Annotated in this window: 19 protein-coding genes; 11 read left to right on the forward strand and 8 right to left on the reverse strand. The window is 71.9% G+C overall.

The features are described 5' to 3' along the window. Window positions 1-615: 615 nt before the first annotated feature. Complete coding sequence (locus O7619_RS17750) at window positions 616-1,539, reverse strand: 5'-3' exonuclease (protein ID WP_282282075.1); 924 nt, start codon at window positions 1,537-1,539, stop codon at window positions 616-618. A gap of 283 nt (window positions 1,540-1,822) precedes the next feature. On the opposite strand from O7619_RS17750, the gene O7619_RS17755 reads away from it, so the two are divergent. Then, complete coding sequence (locus tag O7619_RS17755) at window positions 1,823-4,393, forward strand: discoidin domain-containing protein (protein WP_282282076.1); 2,571 nt, start codon at window positions 1,823-1,825, stop codon at window positions 4,391-4,393. 113 nt (window positions 4,394-4,506) lie between these two features. On the opposite strand, the gene O7619_RS17760 is transcribed toward O7619_RS17755, so the two are convergent. The 5 genes from O7619_RS17760 to O7619_RS17780 form a co-directional block, all read right to left on the reverse strand. Then, window positions 4,507-5,943, reverse strand: a complete 1,437-nt coding sequence (locus O7619_RS17760) for a cellulase family glycosylhydrolase (protein WP_282282077.1) — start codon at window positions 5,941-5,943, stop codon at window positions 4,507-4,509. 143 nt (window positions 5,944-6,086) lie between these two features. Continuing rightward, complete coding sequence (locus O7619_RS17765) at window positions 6,087-6,371, reverse strand: BON domain-containing protein (protein ID WP_282288861.1); 285 nt, start codon at window positions 6,369-6,371, stop codon at window positions 6,087-6,089. 29 nt (window positions 6,372-6,400) lie between these two features. Then, window positions 6,401-6,937, reverse strand: a complete 537-nt coding sequence (locus tag O7619_RS17770; RefSeq protein ID WP_282282078.1) for an STAS domain-containing protein — start codon at window positions 6,935-6,937, stop codon at window positions 6,401-6,403. After that, complete coding sequence (locus O7619_RS17775) at window positions 6,934-7,248, reverse strand: hypothetical protein (RefSeq protein WP_282282079.1); 315 nt, start codon at window positions 7,246-7,248, stop codon at window positions 6,934-6,936. Before O7619_RS17775 ends, O7619_RS17770 begins: the two co-directional genes overlap by 4 nt. 9 nt (window positions 7,249-7,257) lie before the next feature. Continuing rightward, window positions 7,258-7,629, reverse strand: a complete 372-nt coding sequence (locus O7619_RS17780) for an STAS domain-containing protein (protein ID WP_282282080.1) — start codon at window positions 7,627-7,629, stop codon at window positions 7,258-7,260. A 152-nt stretch (window positions 7,630-7,781) separates the two neighbouring features. Here O7619_RS17780 and O7619_RS17785 point away from each other — a divergent pair, with 152 nt between their 5' ends. The 4 genes from O7619_RS17785 to O7619_RS17800 all read left to right on the forward strand — a co-directional run bounded on the left by O7619_RS17785 (window position 7,782) and on the right by O7619_RS17800 (window position 11,331). Beyond that, a complete protein-coding gene (locus tag O7619_RS17785) occupies window positions 7,782-8,456 on the forward strand; it encodes a response regulator transcription factor (RefSeq protein WP_282282081.1) in 675 nt (224 codons plus the stop codon). After that, window positions 8,453-9,805 (forward strand): HAMP domain-containing sensor histidine kinase, encoded by a 1,353-nt coding sequence (locus O7619_RS17790; RefSeq protein ID WP_282282082.1) that lies wholly within the window; start codon window positions 8,453-8,455, stop codon window positions 9,803-9,805. The genes O7619_RS17785 and O7619_RS17790 overlap by 4 nt, the downstream gene beginning before the upstream one ends. Then, window positions 9,802-10,395 carry a GerMN domain-containing protein gene (locus O7619_RS17795; protein WP_282282083.1) on the forward strand — a complete coding sequence of 198 codons (594 nt, stop codon included), beginning with the start codon at window positions 9,802-9,804 and terminating at the stop codon, window positions 10,393-10,395. The genes O7619_RS17790 and O7619_RS17795 overlap by 4 nt, the downstream gene beginning before the upstream one ends. A gap of 126 nt (window positions 10,396-10,521) precedes the next feature. Continuing rightward, window positions 10,522-11,331 carry a SigB/SigF/SigG family RNA polymerase sigma factor gene (locus tag O7619_RS17800; protein ID WP_282282084.1) on the forward strand — a complete coding sequence of 270 codons (810 nt, stop codon included), beginning with the start codon at window positions 10,522-10,524 and terminating at the stop codon, window positions 11,329-11,331. Window positions 11,332-11,383: 52 nt separating this feature from the next. Here the strand turns inward: O7619_RS17800 and O7619_RS17805 are convergent, their stop codons facing one another. After that, complete coding sequence (locus tag O7619_RS17805) at window positions 11,384-11,518, reverse strand: hypothetical protein (RefSeq protein WP_282282085.1); 135 nt, start codon at window positions 11,516-11,518, stop codon at window positions 11,384-11,386. After that, window positions 11,515-13,542, reverse strand: coding sequence for a glycosyl hydrolase family 28-related protein (locus tag O7619_RS17810; protein ID WP_282282086.1), 2,028 nt, complete (start codon window positions 13,540-13,542; stop codon window positions 11,515-11,517). Before O7619_RS17810 ends, O7619_RS17805 begins: the two co-directional genes overlap by 4 nt. A 163-nt stretch (window positions 13,543-13,705) precedes the next feature. On the opposite strand from O7619_RS17810, the gene O7619_RS17815 reads away from it, so the two are divergent. The 6 genes from O7619_RS17815 to O7619_RS17840 all read left to right on the forward strand — a co-directional run bounded on the left by O7619_RS17815 (window position 13,706) and on the right by O7619_RS17840 (window position 22,933). Further along, complete coding sequence (locus O7619_RS17815) at window positions 13,706-14,707, forward strand: LacI family DNA-binding transcriptional regulator (protein ID WP_348774326.1); 1,002 nt, start codon at window positions 13,706-13,708, stop codon at window positions 14,705-14,707. 267 nt (window positions 14,708-14,974) lie between these two features. Continuing rightward, window positions 14,975-16,351 carry a sugar ABC transporter substrate-binding protein gene (locus O7619_RS17820; protein ID WP_282282088.1) on the forward strand — a complete coding sequence of 459 codons (1,377 nt, stop codon included), beginning with the start codon at window positions 14,975-14,977 and terminating at the stop codon, window positions 16,349-16,351. A 61-nt stretch (window positions 16,352-16,412) separates the two neighbouring features. Next, window positions 16,413-17,372 carry a sugar ABC transporter permease gene (locus tag O7619_RS17825; RefSeq protein ID WP_282282089.1) on the forward strand — a complete coding sequence of 320 codons (960 nt, stop codon included), beginning with the start codon at window positions 16,413-16,415 and terminating at the stop codon, window positions 17,370-17,372. A gap of 3 nt (window positions 17,373-17,375) precedes the next feature. Further along, a complete protein-coding gene (locus O7619_RS17830) occupies window positions 17,376-18,263 on the forward strand; it encodes a carbohydrate ABC transporter permease (RefSeq protein WP_282282090.1) in 888 nt (295 codons plus the stop codon). Window positions 18,264-18,321: 58 nt separating this feature from the next. Beyond that, window positions 18,322-19,947, forward strand: a complete 1,626-nt coding sequence (locus tag O7619_RS17835; RefSeq protein ID WP_282288862.1) for a glycoside hydrolase family 13 protein — start codon at window positions 18,322-18,324, stop codon at window positions 19,945-19,947. Between the two features lie 115 nt (window positions 19,948-20,062). Next, on the forward strand, window positions 20,063-22,933 hold the full coding sequence (locus O7619_RS17840; protein ID WP_282282091.1) for a discoidin domain-containing protein: 2,871 nt from the start codon (window positions 20,063-20,065) through the stop codon (window positions 22,931-22,933). The last annotated feature ends 3 nt before the right edge of the window (window positions 22,934-22,936 follow it).

Below are 22,936 nucleotides of genomic sequence, written 5' to 3' on the forward strand. Positions count from 1 at the left end.
TCCGCGACCGATGGGTCCGGGATGTCGGGGAAGCCCGTGCGCCTTGGCCGGAGCGCCTGTCCTGCGTCCGCGCCGGACGGCGGCGCGGTGTGTCGCGGTGTGATGTGGCGTGCTGCGGTGTGGCGTGGCGGACGCGTCCGGACAGGCTCATTGGCTGGACCCAGGACGCGGCGGCCCTGCACTACGCCGAAATGGCGGCATCCCTACTCGCGCGACACCACCACTTCGGCGTAGCGGTGCTGATCATCGACAGGCTGCGCGCGTATAGCTAGGTGAGGGCGCAGCAAGCCGGAACCAGCGCGTCGACGATCCGCTCGTCGCGGTGGCCGGCGACGAGTCCGCCCACTCGGACCTCAGCCGTTGCCTTGCTTCCGGTGAGCACGAATGTCCGTGTGGCGGGTCGCCGTGCCGTGCCGGTCGGGGTGGTGGCGCGGGGGAGTGTCGTGCCGTGCTGGAGGCGTGGAGGAGCGCCGGGCCGTGGTGGCGCGCGGTGGCGTGGTGGCCGTGCTGGTCTGCGAATGGGGAGTGGCGAGTGGTCAGATTGAGGCGCGGCGCGTGCCCATCGGCCGGCGGCTGGCGGAAGCGGGTGTCCGACGGACGGCCCGACGCCGCCCGTCAGGTGCGGGGGGCGGCGAGCGCGTCGACCAGGCGGCGGCACGAGCCGGCCAGGTTCCAGCGCTGCGCCAGATCGAGCAACCGGTCCGGATCCGCCGGGGACGTCGGCAGTGCCGGGTCCAACTCGGGCAGCGGCACGTCGGTGGCGACCCGGACCACCTTGGGCGCCACGGCCAGGTAGTCGCGGGCGCCGTCGAGCTTGCCGCGCAGCCCGGGCGCGAAGCCGGAGGCGGGGTCGTCGAGCGCGGCGAGGATGCCGTCGAGCCCGCCGTAGCGGTCGATCAGCCGGGCGGCCGTCTTCTCGCCCACCCCGGGCACCCCGGGCAGGCCGTCGCTCGGGTCGCCGCGCAGCGCGGCGAAGTCGGCGTAGCGGTCGGCGGGGACGCCGTAGCGGGCCCGGACCGCGGCGTCGTCGCAGTCGTCCAGCTTGGCCACGCCCCGGCCGACGTAGAGCAGCCGCGTCGGGTGGGCGTCGTCGACGAGTTGGAACAGGTCGCGGTCGCCGGAGACCACCTCGACCGGGCCGGGCTGGGTCACCGAGAGCGTGCCGAGCACGTCGTCGGCCTCGTAGCCGGTGGCGCCGATCGCCGGGACGCCGAGCGCGTCGAGGACCTCCAGGATCATCGGCACCTGCGGGGACAACGTGTCCGGCACGACCTCGCCGCCCTCCGGCGCCACCCGGTGTGCCTTGTACGAGGGGAGCAGCTCCACCCGCCACGCCGGCCGCCAGTCGTGGTCGAGCGCGCAGATCATCCGGTCGGGCCGCCGGGTGCGCACCAGTTGGGCGAGCATGTCGAGGAAGCCACGCACGGCGTTGACCGGCTGGCCGTCGTCCGTCCTCGCGGCCGACTCGGGGATGCCGAAATAGGCGCGAAAGTAGAGGCTGGGGGAGTCGATCAGCAGGATCGGCGGTCGGTGTGCCACGCCGCCAAGCGTGGCACACCCCTCCGACGACTTGGGGAAGGCGGCACCCTGCCGGATACCGGCGGCGGTGCTGCCGGACTGACGCCGACCCCGCCGCCCGGTGGGGCGCCCCGGCTTACGCTTTGTTCCGGACTTTTCACAAGGCGCGAAAAAAGCCCTCCGAAGCGGGCTCGGGAATTGACACGCGCCACTGCGTCCGGGGAAGGTCCACCGCACGGGTCGGCACGCCGGCCCGTCCGGACCCGTTCCCCCGCCCCGCACTCCACCCGTCCCGGAGATGCCCATGTCACCCGTACCGATGTCGTTGTCCCCACGGCGACTGCTCGCCGCGCTGGCCGCCCTGCTCGCCACCGTGGCGCTCGTCGCGCCCCCCGGCCCGGCCAGGGCCGCCGACCCGCTGATTTCCCAAGGACGCCCCACCACCGCCTCCTCGACCGAGAACGCCGGCACCCCGGCGTCCAACGCCACCGACGGCAACACCGGCACCCGCTGGTCGAGCGCCTTCGCCGACCCCCAGTGGATCCAGGTCGACCTCGGCGCCACCGCCACCGTCTCCCGGGTCAGCCTGACCTGGGAGGGCGCCTACGCCCGGGCGTACCAGGTGCAGACCTCGACCGACGGGACCACCTGGACCACCGTGTTCAGCACGACGAACGGCGACGGGGGCACCGACGACCTGACCGTCAGCGGCTCCGGCCGCTACGTGCGGGTGTACGGCACCGCACGGGGCACCGCCTACGGCTACTCGCTCTGGGAGTTCCAGGTCTACGGCAGCACCGGCACCGGTAGCGGCTGCGACACCACGACGAACGCCGCCCGGGGGCGACCGGCCACCGCCTCGTCGACCGAGAACGCCGGCACCCCCGCCTCGGCGGCGGTCGACGGCGACCCGGGCACCCGCTGGGCCAGCGCCGCCGCCGACCCGCAGTGGCTCCGGGTCGACCTGGGCAGCGTCCGGACCATCTGCCGGGTGGTGCTGAGCTGGGAGGCCGCGTACGCGCGGGCGTACCAGGTGCAGACCTCGACCGACGGGACCACCTGGACCACCGTGTCCAGCACGACGAACGGCGACGGCGGGACCGACGCGCTCACCGTCAACGGCTCCGGCCGCTACCTGCGGGTGTACGGCACCGCGCGGGCCACCGGCTACGGCTACTCACTGTGGGAGGTCACCGTCAACACCACAGGCGGTGGCACCGTGCCCGGCGGCGGGTCGCTCGGACCCAACGTCATCACGTTCGATCCGTCGATGTCCGCCGCCAGCATCCAGACCCAGCTCGACGCCGTCTTCCGCACCCAGGAGTCGAACCAGTTCGGCACCCAGCGGTACGCGCTGATGTTCAAGCCGGGCGACTACTCCGGCATCAACGCGCAGATCGGCTTCTACACCTCGATCATGGGGCTCGGCCGGAACCCCGGCGACGTACGCATCCACGGCGACGTCACGGTCGACGCCGGCTGGTTCAGCGGCAACGCCACCCAGAACTTCTGGCGCTCGGCGTCGAACATGCAGGTCTTCCCGTCCGCCGGGTTCACCCGCTGGGCGGTCTCGCAGGCCGCCCCGTTCCGCCGGATGGACATCCAGGGCGACCTCAACCTGGCCCCCAACGGCTACGGCTGGGCCAGCGGCGGCTACATCGCGGACAGTCGGGTGACGGGCGTGGTCCAGCCGTACTCGCAGCAGCAGTGGTACACCCGGGACAGCAACGTGGGCGGCTACCTCAACGCGGTCTGGAACGTCACCAACTCCGGGGTGGTGGGCGCGCCCGCCACCAGCTTCCCGAACCCGCCGTACACGACGCTCGCGCAGACCCCGGTCAGCCGCGACGTGCCCTACCTCTATCTCGACAGCGCCGGCGCCTACCAGGTGTTCGTCCCGTCCACCCGGACCAACGCCAGCGGGGCGTCCTGGCTGGGCGGGTCCACCCCGGGCACGTCGATCCCGCTGAGCCAGTTCTACGTGGCGAAGCCCGGCGACTCGGCCGCCACCATCAACAGCGCGCTGGCCCAGGGACTGAACCTGCTCTTCACCCCCGGCGTCTACGCCGTCGACCAGACCATCGCGGTCAACCGGGCCGGCACGGTGGTGCTCGGCGTCGGCTACCCGACGCTCGTCCCGCAGAACGGCGTGGTCCCGATGACGGTCGCCGACGTCGACGGGGTCCGGCTCGCCGGGCTGCTGTTCGACGCCGGGGCGGTCAACTCGCCGGTGCTGTTGCAGGTCGGCCCGGCCGGCTCGGCCGCGAGTCACGCCACCAACCCCACCTCCGTGCAGGACGTCTTCTTCCGCATCGGCGGCGCGCACGCCGGGAAGGCGACCACCAGCCTGGTGGTCAACCAGGACGACGCGCTGATCGACCACATCTGGGCCTGGCGGGGCGACCACGGCACCGGCATCGGCTGGACCGTGAACACCGCCGACACCGGCCTGATCGTCAACGGTGACCGGGTCACCGCGCTCGGGCTGTTCGTCGAGCACTACCAGAAACACGAGGTGATCTGGAACGGCGAGAACGGGCGGACCATCTTCTTCCAGAACGAGCTGCCGTACGACCCGCCGAACGCGGCGGCGTGGATGAACGGCTCCCGGGTCGGCTACGCGGCGTTCAAGGTCGCGGACGCGGTCACCTCGTTCGAGGGCTGGGGGATGGGCAGCTACTGCTACTTCAACGTCGATCCGACCATCGCGGCCTACCACAGCTTCGAGGCGCCGACCCGGGCCGGCGTACGGTTCCACGACCTGCTCACGGTGTCGCTCGGCGGCAACGGGTCGATCACCCACGTCATCAACGACACGGGCGCCACCGCGCAGGGCACGAACACGGTGCCGGTCAACGTGGTCAGCTACCCCTGACAGAGGTGAGGCGGGGCCCCTTTTTAACAGACGTCTGTTAAAAAGGGGCCCCGCCTTCGTGGAGGGCGGGCCGGCGGCGACCCGAGGGGGAAGGGCCGCCGCCGGCCGCCCGGTCAGGAGGTGGGGAAGCTGTCCGGGGTACGGATCCGGTTACGCATGTACGCGCCGGACTCGGTCAGCATCGACGTGCCGGAGAAGTTGCCGGCCGCGCAGGTGCCCGGCCGCAGCGCCGCGCTGCCCTCGGCCGCGTCCGAGAACGTCCAGTTGGCGTAGCTGATCTTCAACCGGTCGAGCAGGTCGAGCCAGGCGTTGCTGCTGCCCGTGTCGACCGCGCCGTCACCGGTGTAGGTCACCGTGCCGAACTCGGTGACGAACAGCGGGATCCGGGACGCGGCGCGCTGCACCTCGTTGCGGTAGTTGTCCCCGTGCGACGCGGCGTAGAAGTGGAACGTGTACATGATGTTCTCGGCCCGCACCGGGTTGTTGACGACCTCGTCGGAGTTGCCGCCCTCGGACACGCCCAGCGAGGACCAGCCCCGGGTGCCGACGATGACCACGGCGTCCGGGTCGTTGGCCCGGATCACCGGGATGACCTGCTCCGCGTAGCTGCGGATGGTCGACCAGCTCACCCCGTTGGGCTCGTTGGTGATCTCGTAGATCACGTTCTTCTTGGCGGCGTTGCGCGCGGCCACGTTGGCGAAGAACGTCTTGGCCCGGTCCAGGTTGTACATCGGGTCGCCGGGCGTCAGCGTGTGGAAGTCGATCAGGGCGTACATGCCCCGGGCCTCGGCCTTGTCGACGAGCGTGTTCACCTGGTTGGTGAAGGCGGCCGGGTTGGTCTCGTAGCCCTTCTCCTGCACGTACATCGAGATGCGCAGCAGGTCGGCCTGCCAGTCGTCGGCCAGCGCGGTGAGCGAGGCGTCGGTGTAGCAGTTGGCGAACCACTGCAACCCGTGCGTGCTCATCCCGCGCAGTTGGATCGGCCGGCCGTACTGGTTGCAGAGGTTGACCCCGCAGACCCGCAACTGTCCGTTGATCGCCACCGGCGTGGTGCCGGTCGGCGGCGGGGGCGTGGTCGTCGGGGGAGTGGTGGTGGGCGGCGTGCTCGTCGGCGGTGTGGTGACACCGCCGGTGCAGACCGCGCCGTTGAGCGTGAACGAGGTCGGGTTCGGGTTCGACCCGGTCCAGGAGCCGTTGAAGCCGATGCTGGTGCTGGCGCCGGTGCCGAGTGAGCCGTTGTAGTCCACGTTGCGCGCGGTGACCGCGGAGCCGCTCTGCTGCCACGTGGCCGACCAGCCCTGCACCACCCGTTGGCCACCGTCGGGGAAGGTGAAGCCCAGCGTCCAGTCGCTCACCGGGTCGCCGAGGTTCTTGACCGTCACATTGGCGGTGAAGCCACCCGGCCAGGAGTTGGTGGTGTAGGTGACGGCGCAGCCGGTCGCCGCCATCGCGTTGGTCGACGGCAGGACGGCCGTGGCCGCGAGGGCGAGCGCGCCGACGGCGGCGCCGACGAGCAGGTGCCGCCGGGACGGCCGGGGTATCGAGGACATGCGGGAAGGTCCCATCTGGTGGGTGGTGAACGGACGGTGCCCGTCGTGAACCTGCCCGGAAAGCCCGACGTGGCGGCCTGGGGAGCGCTCCCACGCCGAGGGTAGAGGCGGATGCCGATACGTGCAACCAGCACCCCGGCGGATCAGCGCCGGCTGCGGCGCCCGCCGTAGAGCCGAAGCGCGTTGCAGACGTCGGACACCCCCGGCACGTCCCAGGCCAGCTCGGCGGCGACCCGGCGGGTCTCCGGATCCGCGACCAGACCGGCGAGGATGACCACCCGGTTCTGCACGGTGACGGTGATCTGCTGCCGCCGGGTGGTCCAGTCGGCGCTCAGCCGCTGGGCGACCAGGGAGGTGAGCCGCATGTCCGCGCCGTCGGGCTCCGGCCCGTCGTCGGGAAACGGAAACTCGGGGTACGGCCAGGGCATCATCGCGGGGTGGGCTCCTTCTTCGTCGGTCATGCGCGGCGGCCGGGCGCGACGCCCGACGTCGGGGCGGGAACGTCGACCACGGCGAAAACGCCGTCGAGCCGCATGGTGTGCAACACGGTGAGCACGAACCGCGACGGAGACACCAGGCAGAGCTGCCGGCCGTCGCGCCGGGCGTCCTGGTGTGCCCGCACCAGCAGACCGAGGCCGGCGGAGTCGATCACCTCGATCCCGGCGAGGTCGACGTGCACCCGGTCGGCGCGGACGATCCGGTCGGCGAGCGCCCGGCGTACCTCCTCCGCGGAGTCGCTCTCCGGGGTGGCCCTCGGCTCCTCCACCTGCTCCAGGTCTTCGACGCCCAGGCCGTCGTCGGCGACGGCCGCGCGGGCGCTGCACCGGGGGCAGTGGTGCGGGCCGGAGGCGAACGGCGAGCCGACCCAGTCGTGTTCGAAGACGAGCGTCCACACCACCTCGGCGTCCGGCAGCGTGGTGCCCGCGCCGGTGACGCTGTCGCCGCAGCCGTCGCAGATCAACATCATCAGGTGTTCCGCCGGTACGACCGTCACACCTCCTCCTTCCGCCGGGTGCCCGGGTCGGAGGGCGCCTGCCGGTCCGCCGTCGACCGGACGGCGGCCAGCACCGCCAGGATGACCGCCACGGCGGCGAAGCCGGACTGCACCAGCAGCGGCAGCAGCATCGAGCCGTTGGGGCGCCGGTCGACCAGCCCGGTCACGATTGCCCCGAGCAGCGCGGCGGCGACGCCGAGCGCGAGGGTCAACCAGACCGGGACGGCCTTGCGGCCGGGGACGGCGAGGCGGCCCACGCCGCCGACCACGAGGCCGACGACGAGTGCTCCGACGAGCGTGCTGGTGGTCACCACTCCTCCTCAGCGTGGCGTGGACCCGACCCGGGCCCGGCCGCGTACGGCCGGGCGGGGCGTGTCGACGACGGTTACGGCCGCGCCCAGCCCGCCGGTGGCGAGGATGCGCCGGATCCGGGGATGCGGGTTGCTGAGGATGAGGGTTCCGTCCCGGCGGGCCAGCCGGCGGTGGACGTCGAGCAGCAGCGCGATGGCGGCGGCGTCCAGGTGGCGGCACCGGGCGAGGTCGATCGTCACCTCCCGGGGCTGCAGCGCGAGGACCCGGTCCAGCACGTGTGCGACCTCGGGGAGCCCGGCCAGGTCCAGCTCGTCGGTGATCTCCACCCTTACGTGCGGCACCGCGGACTCCGGCGAGGAGGACGGCAGGGAGATGGTCATCGGGGTCGCTTCCGTGACGGAGTTCCGGTGTCGTTCCCACTCTGGCCAGCGATCTTGGAGGTCACCGGACGGTTGGATGACGGTTCGGTGACAAAAGTCGTGAACGGCCGACGCGATTGGGCGACCCGCGGCCGGCCGGTCATGATGCCCATATGACGGCCGTACTGGTGATCGAGGACGACGACCGCATCCGACTCGCGCTGCAGCTCGCCCTCGAAGAGGAGGGCTACGCCGCCGACGGGGCGGCCACCGCGGAGGAGGGGTTACGCCGGCAGCGCGAGCACCCGGCCGACTACGTGCTTGTCGACCTGATGCTGCCGGGAATCGACGGCTTCGACTGCATCCGCCGGTTACGCCGCGACGACGACGTCCCGGTCGTCGTGATCAGCGCCCGCGACGACACCCACGACATCGTCGCCGCGCTGGAGGCCGGCGCCGACGACTACGTCATCAAGCCGGTCGCGATCAAGGAACTGTCGGCCCGGCTGCGCGCCCTGCGCCGACGGGCCCGGACCGTGGCCGGACCGGCGCCGGCCCAGTTCTTCGGCGACCTGGAGATCAGCCCGGAGGCCGGCGAGGTCCGCCGCTCCGGCCGGCCGGTGCCGGTGACCCGGACCGAGTTCCGGCTGCTCTGCGAGCTGGCCGAGCATGCCGGCCGGGTGCTCTCCCGCCAACAGTTGCTCAGCCGCGTCTGGGGCTACGAGACCGGTGACGAGCGGCTGGTGGACGTGCACGTCGGCCGACTGCGGCAGAAGATCGAGCCGGATCCGGCCAACCCCCGCCACCTGGTCACGCTCCGGGGCCTCGGCTACAAGCTGCAGCGATGAGCCGACCCGGACTGCGCGCCAGGGTCACCGCGGCGTTCGCCGTCGGCGCCCTGATGCTGGCCGCGCTGATGGCCCTCTTCTCGTACGACCTGACCCGGCGCTCGCTGCTCGACGAGCGCGAGCGTGCCGCGGTCCGGGCGGCGTACTACGACGCGGCGGTGGTGCGTTCCGGCCTGGACACCGGCACCCCGGACGTGGTGGCGGTGCTGCGCTCGCTCGACACCGGCAGCGCCCGTCGTCCGCTGCTGCACCTGCGCACCGGTTGGTACGCCCGCGCCGCCGACCTGGGGGCCGGCTCGGTGCCGGTGGAGCTGCAACGGGTGGTCGCCGAGGGGCGGCCCGCCGTGCAGCGGATCCGCCTCGACGGCCAGCCGACGCTGCTTGTCGGCGTGCCGCTCCAGGGCGAGCTGGGCTACTACGAGCTGACCTCGCTGCGCGAGGTGGAGGACACGTTCCAGGTGGTGGGGCTGGCGCTGACCGCGGTCGCCATCATGATCGCCGGAGCGGGCGCGGCCCTCGGCTGGTACGCCACCCGCAACAGTCTCCGGCCGCTCACCGCCGTCGCCGACGCCGCCGAGCGGATCGCGGCCGGTGACTTCGCCACCCGGCTCGACCCGACCACCGACCCGGACCTCACCCGCCTGTCCACCTCGTTCAACGCGATGGTCGACAAGCTGGTGCAGCGGATCGACCGGGACCGGCGCTTCGCCGCCGACGTGAGCCACGAGCTGCGCTCACCGCTCCAGACCCTCGCCGCGGCGGCGAGCGTGCTGACCCGCCGCAAGGAGCACCAGGACGAGCGCACCGCCACCGCGGCCGGCCTGGTCGCCGACGAGGTGGCTCGATTCCAGCGGCTGGTCGACGACCTGATCCAACTCGCCCGCACCGAGCAGCCCGCGCACCGGCAAACCGTCGACGTGGCCGAGTTGGCGCGGGCCGCCTGCCGGGAGCGGTCGCTGCCGGAGAGCCTGGTCACGGTAGCCGAGGGCGTCCCGGACCAGTGGTGGGTCGACCGCCGCCGGTTCGCGCAGGTGTTGCTGAACCTGCTGGAGAACGCCGAGCGCTACGGCGGGGGTCCGGTCGCCGTCCGCCTCGTCGCGGAGGACGGCGTGGGCGTGCTGGAGGTCGACGACGACGGGCCGGGCGTGCCGCCGGCGGACCGGGAGGCGATCTTCGACCGGTTCGTCCGGGGCCGTGCCGCCCACGACCGGGCCGGCACCGACGGCACCGGCCTCGGGCTCGCGCTGGTGGCCCAGCACGCCGCGGCGCACGGCGGGACGGCCGCCGTGCTCGACCGGGCGGCCCGGGGCGCCCGGTTCCGGGTCGAGCTGCCGGGGGCGGTCCGATGAGCTGGCGGCGGGGTCCGGGGCGGACCGCCCGCGGCCGGCGGGTGGTCCCGACGGTGCTCGCGGTCGTGCTGCTCGCCGGCTGCGGCGTGCCGGTCGACGACGAGCCCCGGTTGGTGCGGGAGCCGCCGGGCCGGTTCCCGACACCGTCGGGCACCACGACCGCCGACCCGGCCGGGCGGGCCGACGAGCCGTTCTGCTTCGTGCGTGACGACGGGCTGGTGGTGGTCAACCGCGGGGCGGACGGCCTGCCGGGGGTGGATGCCCACCTTCAGCACCTGCTGGCCGGACCGAACACCGCGGAACGCCGGGACGGGCTGGTCACCGCGTTGCCGGGCACGGTGGCGGTCGCCGGGGCCACCCTGACCGGCACCGTCGCCACGGTCGAGGTGCGCCAGGCCGGCGAGGAGACCGGCCGCAACGACGAGGTGCTCGCGTTCGGGCAGATCGTGTGCAGCCTCACCCAGCGACCGGACGTGGACAGCGTCGCGTTCCGCCGGGACGGGCAGCCGTTGGAGGTGCCGCGCGCCGACGGCAGCGTCTCGTCGCTGCCGTTCACCGCCGCCGACTACCGTCCACTCCTGCATCGCTAGGTTCTGTCCGAAATGAGGTTAAACATTCATCGTCCGTTCGGTTGATTTGACGGCGACTTTTGGTCTAGTGTGGCTGGCACGACCGGTGTGGGAGACCACCCGTTCTTCTCAGACAGGAAGGGCAGCATGACCACGATGACCATGGCACCGTCCGTCACCGAGGTGCACCGCGCGCCGCAGACCGGTGAGGAGAGCCGCGCCAGCGAACTCATCGCGGCGCTGGCCGAGCTGCCGGCGGGTCACCCGCGCCGGGCCGCCCTGCGTAACCAGGTCATCGAGGCGTGGCTGCCGCTGGCCAACCACCTGGCCGCCCGCTACAGCGGTCGCGGCGAGCCGGCCGGCGACCTCGCGCAGACGGCGGCGCTCGGTCTGATCAAGGCGGTGGACCGGTTCGACGCCTCCCGCGGGGTCGACTTCGCCGGCTTCGCCATCCCCACCATCCTCGGCGAGATCAAGCGGCACTTCCGGGACCGCACCTGGAACATCCGGGTGCCGCGTCGCCTCCAGGAGCTGCGCCTGCGCATCTCCGAGGCGAACAGCTCGCTGACCCAGACGCTCAACCGGGCGCCGACCGTCGCCGACATCGCCGCGCACCTCGACGTCACCGAGGAAGAGGTGCTGGAGGGCCTGGAGGGCGCCCGCGCCTACAACGCGGTGTCGCTGTCGACCCCGATCGGTGACGGCGAGAGCGCCACCGAGCTGGGCGACACCCTCGGCACCGAGGACAACGAGTACGAGCTGGCCGAACTGCGCGCCTCGCTCGGCCCGGCGCTGGCCACGCTCGACGAGCGGGAGCAGAAGATCCTCACGCTCCGCTTCTACGGCAACCTGACCCAGAGCGAGATCGCCGCCCGCGTCGGTGTCTCCCAGATGCACGTGTCCCGACTGCTCGCCCGCGCGCTGACCAAGCTGCGCGGCCAGCTCACCGAGGCCTGAGAGGTAAGGAGGGGCCCCCTGTTAACGCCTGCGGTATAGGCGGGGCCCCTTCTTAACCCTCCTGCCCGCGTCCCGACGCCACCTCGCCCGAGGTGGCGTCGGCGCGTCCGGCCGGCACGGCGGCGCGCGGCCGGACGCCGACGCGCCCGGTCGGCACGTCGAACGCGCCGGCCGCGCCGCCGGTCACCAGGCGGCGGGCGGTGGCGGCGGCACCACCGGCGGACGGTCGTCGCAGGTGATGGTGTTCGGCAGCAGCCACGGTGCGAGCCAACCGCCGTCGTTGCCACCGAGGTCGGTCAGGGCGAACTCCGACCCGGCCGACGTGAAGTGGAACGAGCCGCAGTTGTTCACCCCGACCGCGCCCACGTGACGGGCGTCGACGTCGGCGAAGCTCGCCCCGCCGGCGGTCCGGGCGCTCACCACCGAGGTGCCCGTGCCGTCGACCCGGATGTCGCGGAACGCCACGTTGTCGATCCGCACGCTGTCCTTCACCGGCCAGTCGCTGACCAGCATGATCGCGTTGTAGGTGCTGTCCAGATAGGCGTCGCCGGTGACCCGGATGTCGGCGGCGATGCTGCGGTCCAGCGCGTAGAACCAGATCGCGCCCAGGCCGATGTTCCAGTTCAGGTCGTAGGTGCCCGCTCGTACCGTGGTGTTTCCGGTGATCCGAATCCGGCCGGCGAAGGGCTCGGCGCCGAAGCGGGAGCCGACATGGATGGCGCTGCCCTCGCGTACCGGATCGGCCACGAGGTTGTGTGCGACGGTCAGGTCGGCGCCGCCGTAGAGCGCGATGCCGTTGGCCAGCACCGGCGACTGCACGGTGTTGTACGCGAACGTGTTCGCGGCGTTCGCCGTCCCCTCGGACCACATGGCCAGCGCGTCGTCGCCGCTGTTGCGGACCACGGAGTTGGTGACCGACGAGTGCGTGACGCCGGTGTGGAAGTTGACCCCGTCGGCGATCTGGTCGGCGATGACGGTGTTCGTGACCCGCAGGCCGGTCATCGGCCCGTCGAACCACATGCCGACCTTGGTGTGGTGCAGGTAGAGCCCGTCGACGGTGCTGTGGTTGAGCGCTCCGCCCACGCCGTTGACCTGGTCGGTGTCGATCCGCTCACGGACGTCGCCCTCGATCGCGAAGCCGGAGAGGTGCACGTTCCGGCTGCCACCGTCGGCGGCGTCGCGGCCGTAGAAACCGACGCCCGTGTGCCGGGAGCCGTCGGGCGCCGGCGGGTCGAGGGCGACCTCGCGTCCTTTCACGATCGTGTACCAACTGCCGGCGCCGGCGATGGTCACGTCGTCCACCACGATGTGCCGGTTGACCTGGTAGGTCCCCGGTGGCAGGTACAGCGGTCGGTCCACCCGCCGGGCGTACGCGACGGCGCGGTCGAACGCTGCGGCGGACTCCCGCCGGCCGGTCGGGTCGGCGCCGAAGGCCAGCACGTTCACCGCGCGGGGGAGCACCCGGGGCGGGGCGACCAGGTGCGCGTCGAGCAGGTCGATCACCGTCCAGGCGGCGGCCGTGCCGGTGGGCGCGGTCAGCCGGACCACCTCGCCGGCCCGGTGGGTACGGCCGAGCAGCAGCCGCCGCTCGTCGTAGAAGTGGTGCGGCCGGAACGGCTTGCTGATCACCGGCGCGGGAGTGGTGGCCACCGGCACGCAGGCGCACTCGGTGATCCACCAGTCGGGGTGCAGCAGGTCGGCGTCCGGGTCGTTGGTGAACGGGTACTGGTTGTAGAGCCAGGCGTACTGCGAGGTGAGCGTCATGGTGCGCGCGGGCGTCCGCCCGACGGCGACCCGCAGCGGCGCGGTGATCCCACCCCCACCCGGCGCGTCCGGGATGCTGTAGCGCACGGTCAGCGCGTTGGCGGCCCGGGGCAGCGTGAACTCGACGTACTGGCCGGGGAGCAGGCGCACGGCGCGGCGGCCGGACGCCTCGCCGGCGAGCGTGTACGCGGACCGGTCCGGGCCGATGACGGTGCCGGTGGTCCGGGCGTGCTCGGCCTCCTGTTCGACATGGTCGACCGTGGCGCCGCGCCCGGCGACAAGCGCCGGGTCGAGGGCGGCCCGGGTCGTCGCGGTCGGTGGGCCGCCCGGGGCGGGCGACGCGCCTGCGGCCCCGGACGGTACGACCAGGGCGATCGCGGTGGCCGCGGCGGCGAGAATCTTGGGGACGGACGGACGGCCCGCCGGGCCGGGAACGCTCCGCTGCATCGGAGCACCCACTTTCTCAGGGGAGGGACGGTGGCGGCCATGTTATTCCTTACTTCTGTCGCATTTCAAGCATGTAGATGCTCGGATCTTTCGCCACGCCAGGGGCGAAACACGGCAGGCCCGCTGTTCATTTCTTGCAAGAATCCGACGTAGGATTGACGTTGTGACGAAGCGCTTGACGGAGGTGGCTCGCAAGGCGGGCGTCAGCGAGGCGACCGTGAGCCGGGTGCTCAACGGCCGGGGCGGCGTGTCCGAGGCGACCAGGACGGCCGTGCTGACCGCGCTCGACGTGCTCGGCTACGAGCGCCCGACCAAGCTGCGGGGAGAACGCGCGCGGCTGGTCGGCCTGGTCCTGCCGGAGTTGCAGAACCCGATCTTCCCGGCGCTGGCCGAGGTGGTCACCGGCTCCCTCGCCCAGCGGGGCTTCACCCCCGCGCTCTGCGCCCGCACCATCGGCGGCGTGCCCGAGTCCGGCTACGTGGAGATGCTGCTGGACCACCAGGTCAGCGGCGTCATCTTCGCCGGTGGCTCGTACGCGCTCGCCGACGCCTCGCACGAGCACTACCGGCGCCTGATCGACCGGGGCCTGCCCGTGGTGCTGGTGAACGCCGGCGTCGAGGACCTGAGCTTCCCCCGGGTGTCCACCGACGACGCGGTCGCGGTGGAGCAGGCGTACGGGCATCTGCGGTCGCTCGGGCACGATCTGGTCGGCATGGTGCTCGGCCCGGAGGACCACGTGCCCTCCCGGCGCAAGCTGGACGCCATGGTCCGCATCGCGGAGTGGGGCGAGGATCGCAGCTACGTCGAGCGTTCCAGCTTCTCCATGGAGGGGGCCCGGGTCGCGGCGACGAAGCTGATCGATCGCGGCGTCACCGGCATCGTCTGCGCCAGCGACGTGTTGGCGCTCGGCAGCATCCGGGCGGCACGCCGGCTCGGGCGCGCGGTGCCGGCCGACGTGTCGGTGGTGGGCTTCGACGACTCGGCGTTCATGACCTGCACCGACCCGCCGCTGACCACGGTGCGGCAGCCGATCGAGACGATGGGCCAGGCCGCGGTGGACCTGCTGGTCACCCAGATCGAGGGGGCCGGCGTGCTGCACGACGAGCTGCTCTTCGAGCCCGAGCTGGTGGTACGCGGCTCCACCGCCCCCGCCCCCCGCGCCTGACCCCGTCCCCGCCCCGGCATCCCGTTCCGCTCCTGCGTAGCCCGCACCACCACACCCGCACGGCCGTCGACCGCACCCGCGGTCGGCGGCCGTTTCGTGTGCCGCCTGATGCCATGGTCGTGATCAGCCGTTGCAAAGTCGTGTTCTTTCGTCATCAGGTCGACACCTTGCTGTAAAGAGTCGACGTCGCTACATTGACTCCACTCACAGCGGTCCCGCACCTCAGTGGAAGTCATCGATACATCAGTTCCCGAAGGGATGGACAGCATGTCCGTACCGCAGTACCGGAAGGTCGCGGCGGCGGCGCTCGCGGCCGGCCTCGGGCTCAGCCTCGCGGCCTGCTCCACGAAGAGCGACGACTCCGGCGACGCCGGCGACAAGGTCACCATCACGGTCGACTGCCAGCCCGTCGGCGCGCAGAAGGAGCTGCTCAAGAACTGGAACGACGACGTCGCCGAGTTCCAGCGGCAGAACCCGACAATCGTGGTGAAGAGCGTCAGCGTCGGGGAGCAGTGCAACAACCCGCCGGACTTCACCGCCCGCCTCGCCGGCGGCACCGTCACCGACGTGTTCTACGGCTACATGACCGACCTCCAGCAGGTGCTGGACTCCGGCCAGGCCATGGACATCACCGAGTACGCCACCAAGGACACGATCCCCACCTGGGACAGCGTCGACCCGGCGCTCAAGGAGGTCTTCACCGACTCCGGCAAGCTCTACGGCATACCGGTGAAGAACTACTCGATGGGCCTGATCTACAACAAGGCGCTGTTCCAGCGCGCCGGGCTCGACGTGAACAACCCGCCGAAGACGTGGCCCGAGGTGCGAGCCGCGGCCAAGAAGATCTCCGCGCTCGGCGGCGGCGTCGCCGGCTACTCCGAGTACAGCGCCGGCAACACCGGCGGCTGGCACTTCACCTCGCTGCTCTACTCGCAGGGCGGCCAGGTGCTCACCGCGGACGGCAAGAAGGCCGACTTCAACAACGCCGCCGGCAAGCAGGTCCTGCAGAACCTCAAGGACATGCGGTACGGCGACAACAGCATGGGCAGCCGGCAACTGCTCCAGTGGGGTGACCTGCTCACGAACGCCGGCGCGGGCAAGGTCGGCATGTTCATCGGCGCGCCGGACGCCACCCAGGCGATCGTCAGCCAGTTCCAGGGCAAGTACCAGGACTGGGCGATGGGCCCGCTGCCCGGCCAGGACGGGCCGGCGAAGGCGACGCTCGGCGGCGGCGAGGGCTACTTCTTCAAGAAGGGCCTGAGCCCGGAGCAGGTCAAGGCCGGTCTGAAGTGGATCGCCTACCAGAAGCTCACCCCGGGCAAGGGCCAGTTCGACTACGCGCGGGCCAAGCCGCAGAACTACCCGGTGGGTCTGCCCCAGCCACTGCTGTTCACCAACGGGAGCGACGCCCAGAAGCAGGAACTCGACCTGCGCAAGGCCAACGCCAACGTCGACACCACCAACTTCGCGGCCTTCGAGGCCAACCCGGTGCCGATCAAGGGTGAGCCGCGCAACGCCCAGGCCATCTACGCGGTGCTCGACGGCGCGATGTCCGGGGTGCTGACGAACCCGAACGCGAACGTCGACGCGCTGCTCAAGACCGCCGAGGACAAGGTCAACCAGTTGCTGGCCGCCGAGAGCTGAATCGACCGGCGTGGGGGCCGGCGCGCCCGGCCCCCACACCCCGATCACCGCAGGAGTTGCCTTGGCGCTCACCACCGCCCCGGGTGTCACCCGCCGGTCGAGCCGTCCCGCACCGCCGCCGCGGCGTTCCGCCGCGCGCCGCGCCGGCCTCGGTCGGAAGGTACGCGACAACCTCACCGGGCACACGTTCCTCATCGGCGCGGTCGCGTGCTTCGCCGTCTTCTCCTGGTATCCGATGGTCCGCGGCGTGGTGATGAGCTTCCAGCGCACCCGACGCGGCGAGACCACCTGGGTGGGCTGGGACAACTACGCCCGGATCGTGGCCGATCCGAGCTTCTGGACCGCCTGGAAGAACACGTTCGTCTTCACCGGCCTGGCGCTCGTGCTCGGCTACGCGGTGCCGTTCTTCGTGGCGATCCTGCTCAACGAGCTACGCCACGCCAAGGGCTACCTGCGGGTGCTCGTCTACCTGCCGGTGATGCTGCCGCCGGCGTCCGCGCTGTTCCTGTTCAAGTTCTACGCGTACGACCCGAGCGAGGCCGGGCTGTTCAACGCCGTGCTCACCGCGCTCGGACTGCCCACGTCGGAGTGGATGCAGTCGCCGACCATGACGATGCCGGCCATGGTGCTGGCGTCGACCTGGATGAACATGGGCGGCGCGGTGCTGATCTACCTCGCCGCGTTGCAGAACATCCCCGGCGAGCTGTACGAGGCCGCCGAGATCGACGGCGCCGGGGTGTGGCGGCGCATCGCGCACGTGACGATCCCGCAGACCCGGCTGATCCTGGCGCTGCTGGCGATGCTCCAGATCGTGGCCACCATGCAGCTCTTCATCGAGCCGTTGATCCTCGCCAACGGCGCCGGCACGCAGGACTCGGCGACCTCGGTGGCGTACCTCATCTATCAGCACGGGTTCTTCCAGAACGACCTCAACGGCGCCGCCGCGCTCGGCGTGATCATGCTGGTGGTGCTGGCCGGGTTCTCCGCCGTCTACGTGCGACTGACCGCGAGACAGGACTAGGACATGGCAGCCGACGCCACCACCCGTACCCTGATTTCCCCGGCCCAACTGCGGCGCGGTCGCGGCCGGATCCTCTACTGGGCCGTGCTCGCCGTCGTCGTGGCGGTCTTCACGCTTGTCTTCCTCGGCCCGCTCTACTGGATGGTCACCGGCGCGCTCAAGAGCGGCCAGGAGATCGCGCAGACCCCGCCGTCGCTGTTCCCGCGCGACCCGCAGCCGCAGAACTACGTCGACGCCTGGACCAACCTCGACCTGGCGAAGCTGCTGTTCAACACGTTCTACTACGCCACCGGCGCGGTGCTGTTCCAGTTGGTGTTCGACACCGCGGCGGCGTACGCGCTGTCGAAGCTGCGCCCGGTGCTCGGCGGGCTGATCCTCGGCATGATGCTGGCGACGCTGATGATCCCGGCGATGGTGCTGATCGTGCCGCAGTACGTGACCGTGATCGACCTACCGATCGTGCACGTCAACCTGCTCGACTCGCCGTTCGCGATCTGGTTGCCGCTGGTGGCCAACGCCTTCAACATCTTCCTGCTGAAGCGGTTCTTCGACTCGATCCCGGAGGACCTGATGTCGGCCGCGGTGATGGACGGCGCGTCGCCGCTGCGCACGCTCTGGTCGATCGTGCTGCCGATGTCCCGCCCGATCCTCGGCGTGGTCGCGATCTTCGCGGTGACGGCGGTCTGGAAGGACTTCCTCTGGCCGAAGCTGGTCATGCCGTCGCCGGAGACGCGCACGGTGAGCGTCGGCATCTACGCCTTCGCCGGCGGCACCCCGATGAACGTGGTGGTCGCCGCCTCGGTCATCGCCGCGATCCCCACCGTCGTGCTGTTCCTGATCTTCCAACGGAACATCATGTCCGGCCTGACCACCGGCGGCCTCAAGGGTTGACCGGCAGCCGCCGCCCGCCGCATCAGAACCGACCCGCAGAAAGCAGGTGCCCGTGTCCATCGTCGACAGCAGCCCGTGGTGGCGCTCAGCGGTGATCTACCAGGTCTACCCGCGTAGCTTCGCCGACGGCAACGGCGACGGGATCGGCGACGTCGCCGGCATCCGGTCCCGCCTGGACCACCTCGCGGCGCTCGGCGTCGACGCGATCTGGTACAGCCCCTGGTATCCCTCGCCGATGGCCGACGCCGGCTACGACGTGTCGGACTACCGCGACATCGACCCGGTCTTCGGCACCCTCGCCGAGGTCGAGGCGCTGATCACCGAGGCGCACGCGCTCGGCATCCGGACCATCGTCGACGTGGTGCCCAACCACTGCTCGGACGCGCACCCGTGGTTCCGGGCGGCGCTGGCCGGCGGCCCGGACGCGCCGGAACGGGAACTGTTCTGGTTCCGCGCCGGGCGCGGCCCCGGTGGCGACCTCCCGCCCACCGACTGGACCGGCGAGTTCGGGGGCCCCACCTGGACCCGCACCACCGACCCGGACGGCACCCCCGGCGACTGGTACCTGCACCTGTTCGCCCCGCAGCAGCCCGACTTCAACTGGGACCACCCCCGGGTCCGGGCCGAGTTCTCCGACATCCTGCGGTTCTGGTTCGACCGGGGCGTGGACGGCATCCGGATCGACTCGGCCGGCCTGCTGGTCAAGGACGGCACGCTGCCGGAGGTCCACCCGGACCGGCCGCACCCGTTCCGCGACCTGGACGGGGTGCACGACGTCTACCGCGCCTGGCGGCGGATCGCCGACAGCTACCCGGGCGAGCGGGCGCTGGTCGGCGAGGTGTGGTTGCCGGACCGGCAGCGGTTCGCCAACTACCTGCGCCCGGACGAGTTGCACACCGCGTTCAACTTCGACTTCCTCGGCTGCGCCTGGGACGCCGCCGCGCTGCGGGAGAGCATCGACGGCACGCTCGCCGCGCACGCGCCGGTCGGCGCGCCGGCCACCTGGGTGCTCTCCAACCACGACGTCACCCGGCACGTCACCCGCTACGGCCGGGCCGACACCACGTTCAGCTTCGCGGCCAAGCGCGAGGGCATCCCCACCGACCTGGAGCTGGGCACCCGCCGGGCCCGGGCCGCCGCGCTGCTCTCCCTGGCGCTGCCCGGCGCCGCCTACGTCTACCAGGGCGAGGAGTTGGGGCTCTGGGAGGTCGAGGACATCCCGTACGAGCTGCGGCAGGACCCGATGTGGGAACGCTCCGGACGGGTCGACCCGGGCCGCGACGGTTGCCGGGTGCCGCTGCCCTGGCAGGGCGACACGCCACCGTTCGGGTTCAGCCCGGACGGCGCGACCGTCGCGCCCTGGCTGCCGCAGCCGGCGGACTGGAAGGACCGCACGGCCCGCGCCCAGGCCGGCGACCCGCACTCGATGCTGGAGCTGTACCGGGCGGCGCTGGCGCTGCGCCGGGCCGAGCCGTCACTCGGGGACGGCGCGTTGACCTGGCTGCCCGCGCCGCGGCGGGTGCTCGCGTTCGCCCGTGAACCCAACCTCACCTGCGTGGTCAACCTCGGCGACGAGGCCGTGCCGCTGCCCGCGTACGACCGGCTGCTGCTGGCGAGCGGGCCACTCGACGACGACCGGCTACCAGCGGACACCGCCGTCTGGTTGCGTACCCGATCGGCCTGACGGCGGCGCGCCGGCGGCACCGTCCCGCCGCCGGCGCGCCGCGCCCGGGGAGAAAGGAGCAGCCCACCGCCGCACACGGGGGACCTGGCCACCGATGAAAGGGAGCACACCCCGCATGGCCGAGCACCGCACCACGCACCGCCACCGCAGGACCGGGCTGGCGGCCCTGGCCGCCGCCGCGCTCGCCGCCTCGACGCTCACCGTCGTGGCGTTGACCTCCACCGCCACCCCGGCGCAGGCCGCCGGACTGTCCCCGTTCGACATCTCCGGCCGCGGCGCCACCGTGCCGTTCCGGGAGCAGGAGGCGGAGCAGGCCGCCCACAACGGCACGAGGATCGGACCGGACCGCCGCTACGGCACGCTGCCGTCGGAGGCGTCCGGCCGGGAGGCGGTCACCCTCGACGCGGTCGGGGAGTACGTCGAGTTCACGCTCGCCGCCCCGGCGAACGCGGTCACCTTCCGCTACAGCCTGCCGGACAGCGCCGCCGGCACCGGCCGGGACGCCAGCATCGACCTGCGCGCGAACGGCACGCTGGTCAAGGCGGTCCCGGTCACCTCCCGGTACGGGTGGTTCTACGGCGGCTACCCGTTCAACAACAACCCGGGCGACACCAACCCGCACCACTTCTACGACGAGACGCGGACCATGTTCGGCACGACCTATCCGGCCGGCACGAAGATCCGGCTCCAGGTGTCGTCGACCGCGCAGTCGCCCACGTTCACCATCGACCTGGCCGACTTCGAGCTGGTCGGGTCGCCGATCGCCAAGCCGTCGGGCGTGCTCGACGTGGTCACCGACTTCGGCGCGGACCCGACCGGCGCCACCGACTCGACCGCGAAGTTCCAGGCCGCGGTGGACGCCGGGAAGGCGCAGGGAAAGCCGGTGTGGATCCCGTCCGGCACGTTCACGCTCTGGGACCACGTGGTGGTCGACGGCGTGACGCTGCGCGGCGCCGGGCCGTGGTATTCGGTGCTCGGCGGCCGGCATCCCACCGACCGCAAGCGGGCCGCCGGCATCTACGGCAAGTACGTGCCCGGCGGCGGCTACTCCGGTGGCATCCGCTCGCACGAGGCGGGCGGGCCGAGCCGCGACGTGACGCTGCGGGACTTCGCCATCATCGGCGACATCCGCGAGCGCGTCGACGAGGACCAGGTCAACGCGCTCGGCGGCGCGATGACCGACTCGGTGGTGGACAACCTGTGGTTGCAGCACACCAAGGTCGGCGCGTGGATGGACGGGCCGATGGACAACTTCACCATCCGCAACAGCCGCATCCTCGACCAGACCGCCGACGGGGTGAACTTCCACTGGGGGGTCACCAACTCCACGGTCACCAACACGTTCGTCCGCAACACCGGCGACGACGGCCTCGCCATGTGGGCGCAGAGCGTGCCGAACGTGGGCAACTCGTTCACCCACAACACGGTCGGCGTGACGATCCTGGCGAACCACCTGGTCACGTACGGCGGGCGCGACATCACCATCGCGGACAACGTGACCGCCGACTCGGTGACCAACGGCGGCGGCATCCACGTGGCCAACCGCTATCCCGGCGTCACCGGGTCGACGGCGGTGGCCGGCACCATCACGGTCGCCCGCAACACGCTGATCCGCAACGGCAACTCCGACTACAACTGGAACTTCGGGGTGGGCGCGATCTGGTTCTCGGCGCTCAACGAGCCGATCCAGGGCGCGAGCATCAGGGTCACCGACACCGACATCCTGGACAGCTCCTACGCGGCGCTGCACTGGATCGAGGGGCAGACCAGCGGGATCAGCCTCACCAACGTCCGGATCGACGGCGCGGGCACCTACGCGCTCCAGGTGCAGGCGCCCAGCCAGGTCAGCTTCACCAACGTGCGGGCCACGAACATCGCCCAGGCCAACCCGATGCACAACTGCGTCGGCAGCGGTTTCCAGATCACCCAGGGCAGCGGCAACTCCGGCTGGTACACGCCCACCCCGTACTGCGGTCCGTGGCCGCAGCCGCAGTGGGGCAACGGCCCGTCCAGCCCGCCGCCGACGAGCGTGCCGCCGACCACCGCGCCCCCGACCACCGCGCCTCCGACCACGACCCCGCCGACCACCCCGCCGCCGGCCGGCGGCAACCTCGCCCAGGGTCGCCCGGCGACCGCCACGAGCGTCAACCAGGTGTACGCCGCGGGCAACGCGGTCGACGGCAACGCGGCCAGCTACTGGGAGAGCGCCAACAACGCGTTCCCGCAGTCGCTGACCGTCGACCTCGGCGCGTCGCGCACGGTCGACCGGGTGGTGCTGAAGCTCCCGGCCGGCTGGGAACGCCGCACCGAGACGCTGTCCGTGCTCGGCTCCACCGACGGCTCGTCGTTCACCACGCTCGCCGCGTCGGCGGGCCGCGTGTTCGACCCGGCGGCCGGCAACAGCGTGTCCATCGCGCTGCCGTCCGGCGCCCGCCGGTACGTCCGGGTCACCGTCACCGGCAACACCGGCTGGCCGGCGGCCCAGCTCTCCGAACTGGAGGTGTACGGCGGCGGCACCACCACCCCGCCGCCCACCACCACCGCGCCGCCGACGACCGCGCCGCCGACCGGGAACCTGGCCGCCGGCCGCCCGGTCGCGGAGAGCAGCCACGCCGACGTGTACGGCGCCGGCAACACCGTCGACGGCAACGCCACCACCTACTGGGAGAGCGCCAACAACGCCTTCCCGCAGTCGGTGACCGTCGACCTGGGCAGCGCCCGGCCGGTGGCCCGGGTGGTGCTCAAGCTGCCACCGTCGGCGGCCTGGCAGACCCGCACCCAGACGGTGACCGTGCTCGGCTCCACCGACGGCGCGTCGTTCGCCACGCTCAAGGCGGCGGCCGGCTACACGTTCGACCCGGCGGGCGGCAACAGCGTGTCGATCGCGCTGCCCTCCGGTGATCGCCGCTTCGTGCGGCTGACCTTCACCGGCAACACCGGCTGGCCGGCCGGCCAGCTCTCCGAGTTCGAGGTCTACGCCTCCTGACCC

The sequence above is a fragment of the Micromonospora sp. WMMD998 genome (assembly GCF_029581235.1).
Taxonomy (GTDB): Bacteria; Actinomycetota; Actinomycetes; order Mycobacteriales; family Micromonosporaceae; genus Micromonospora.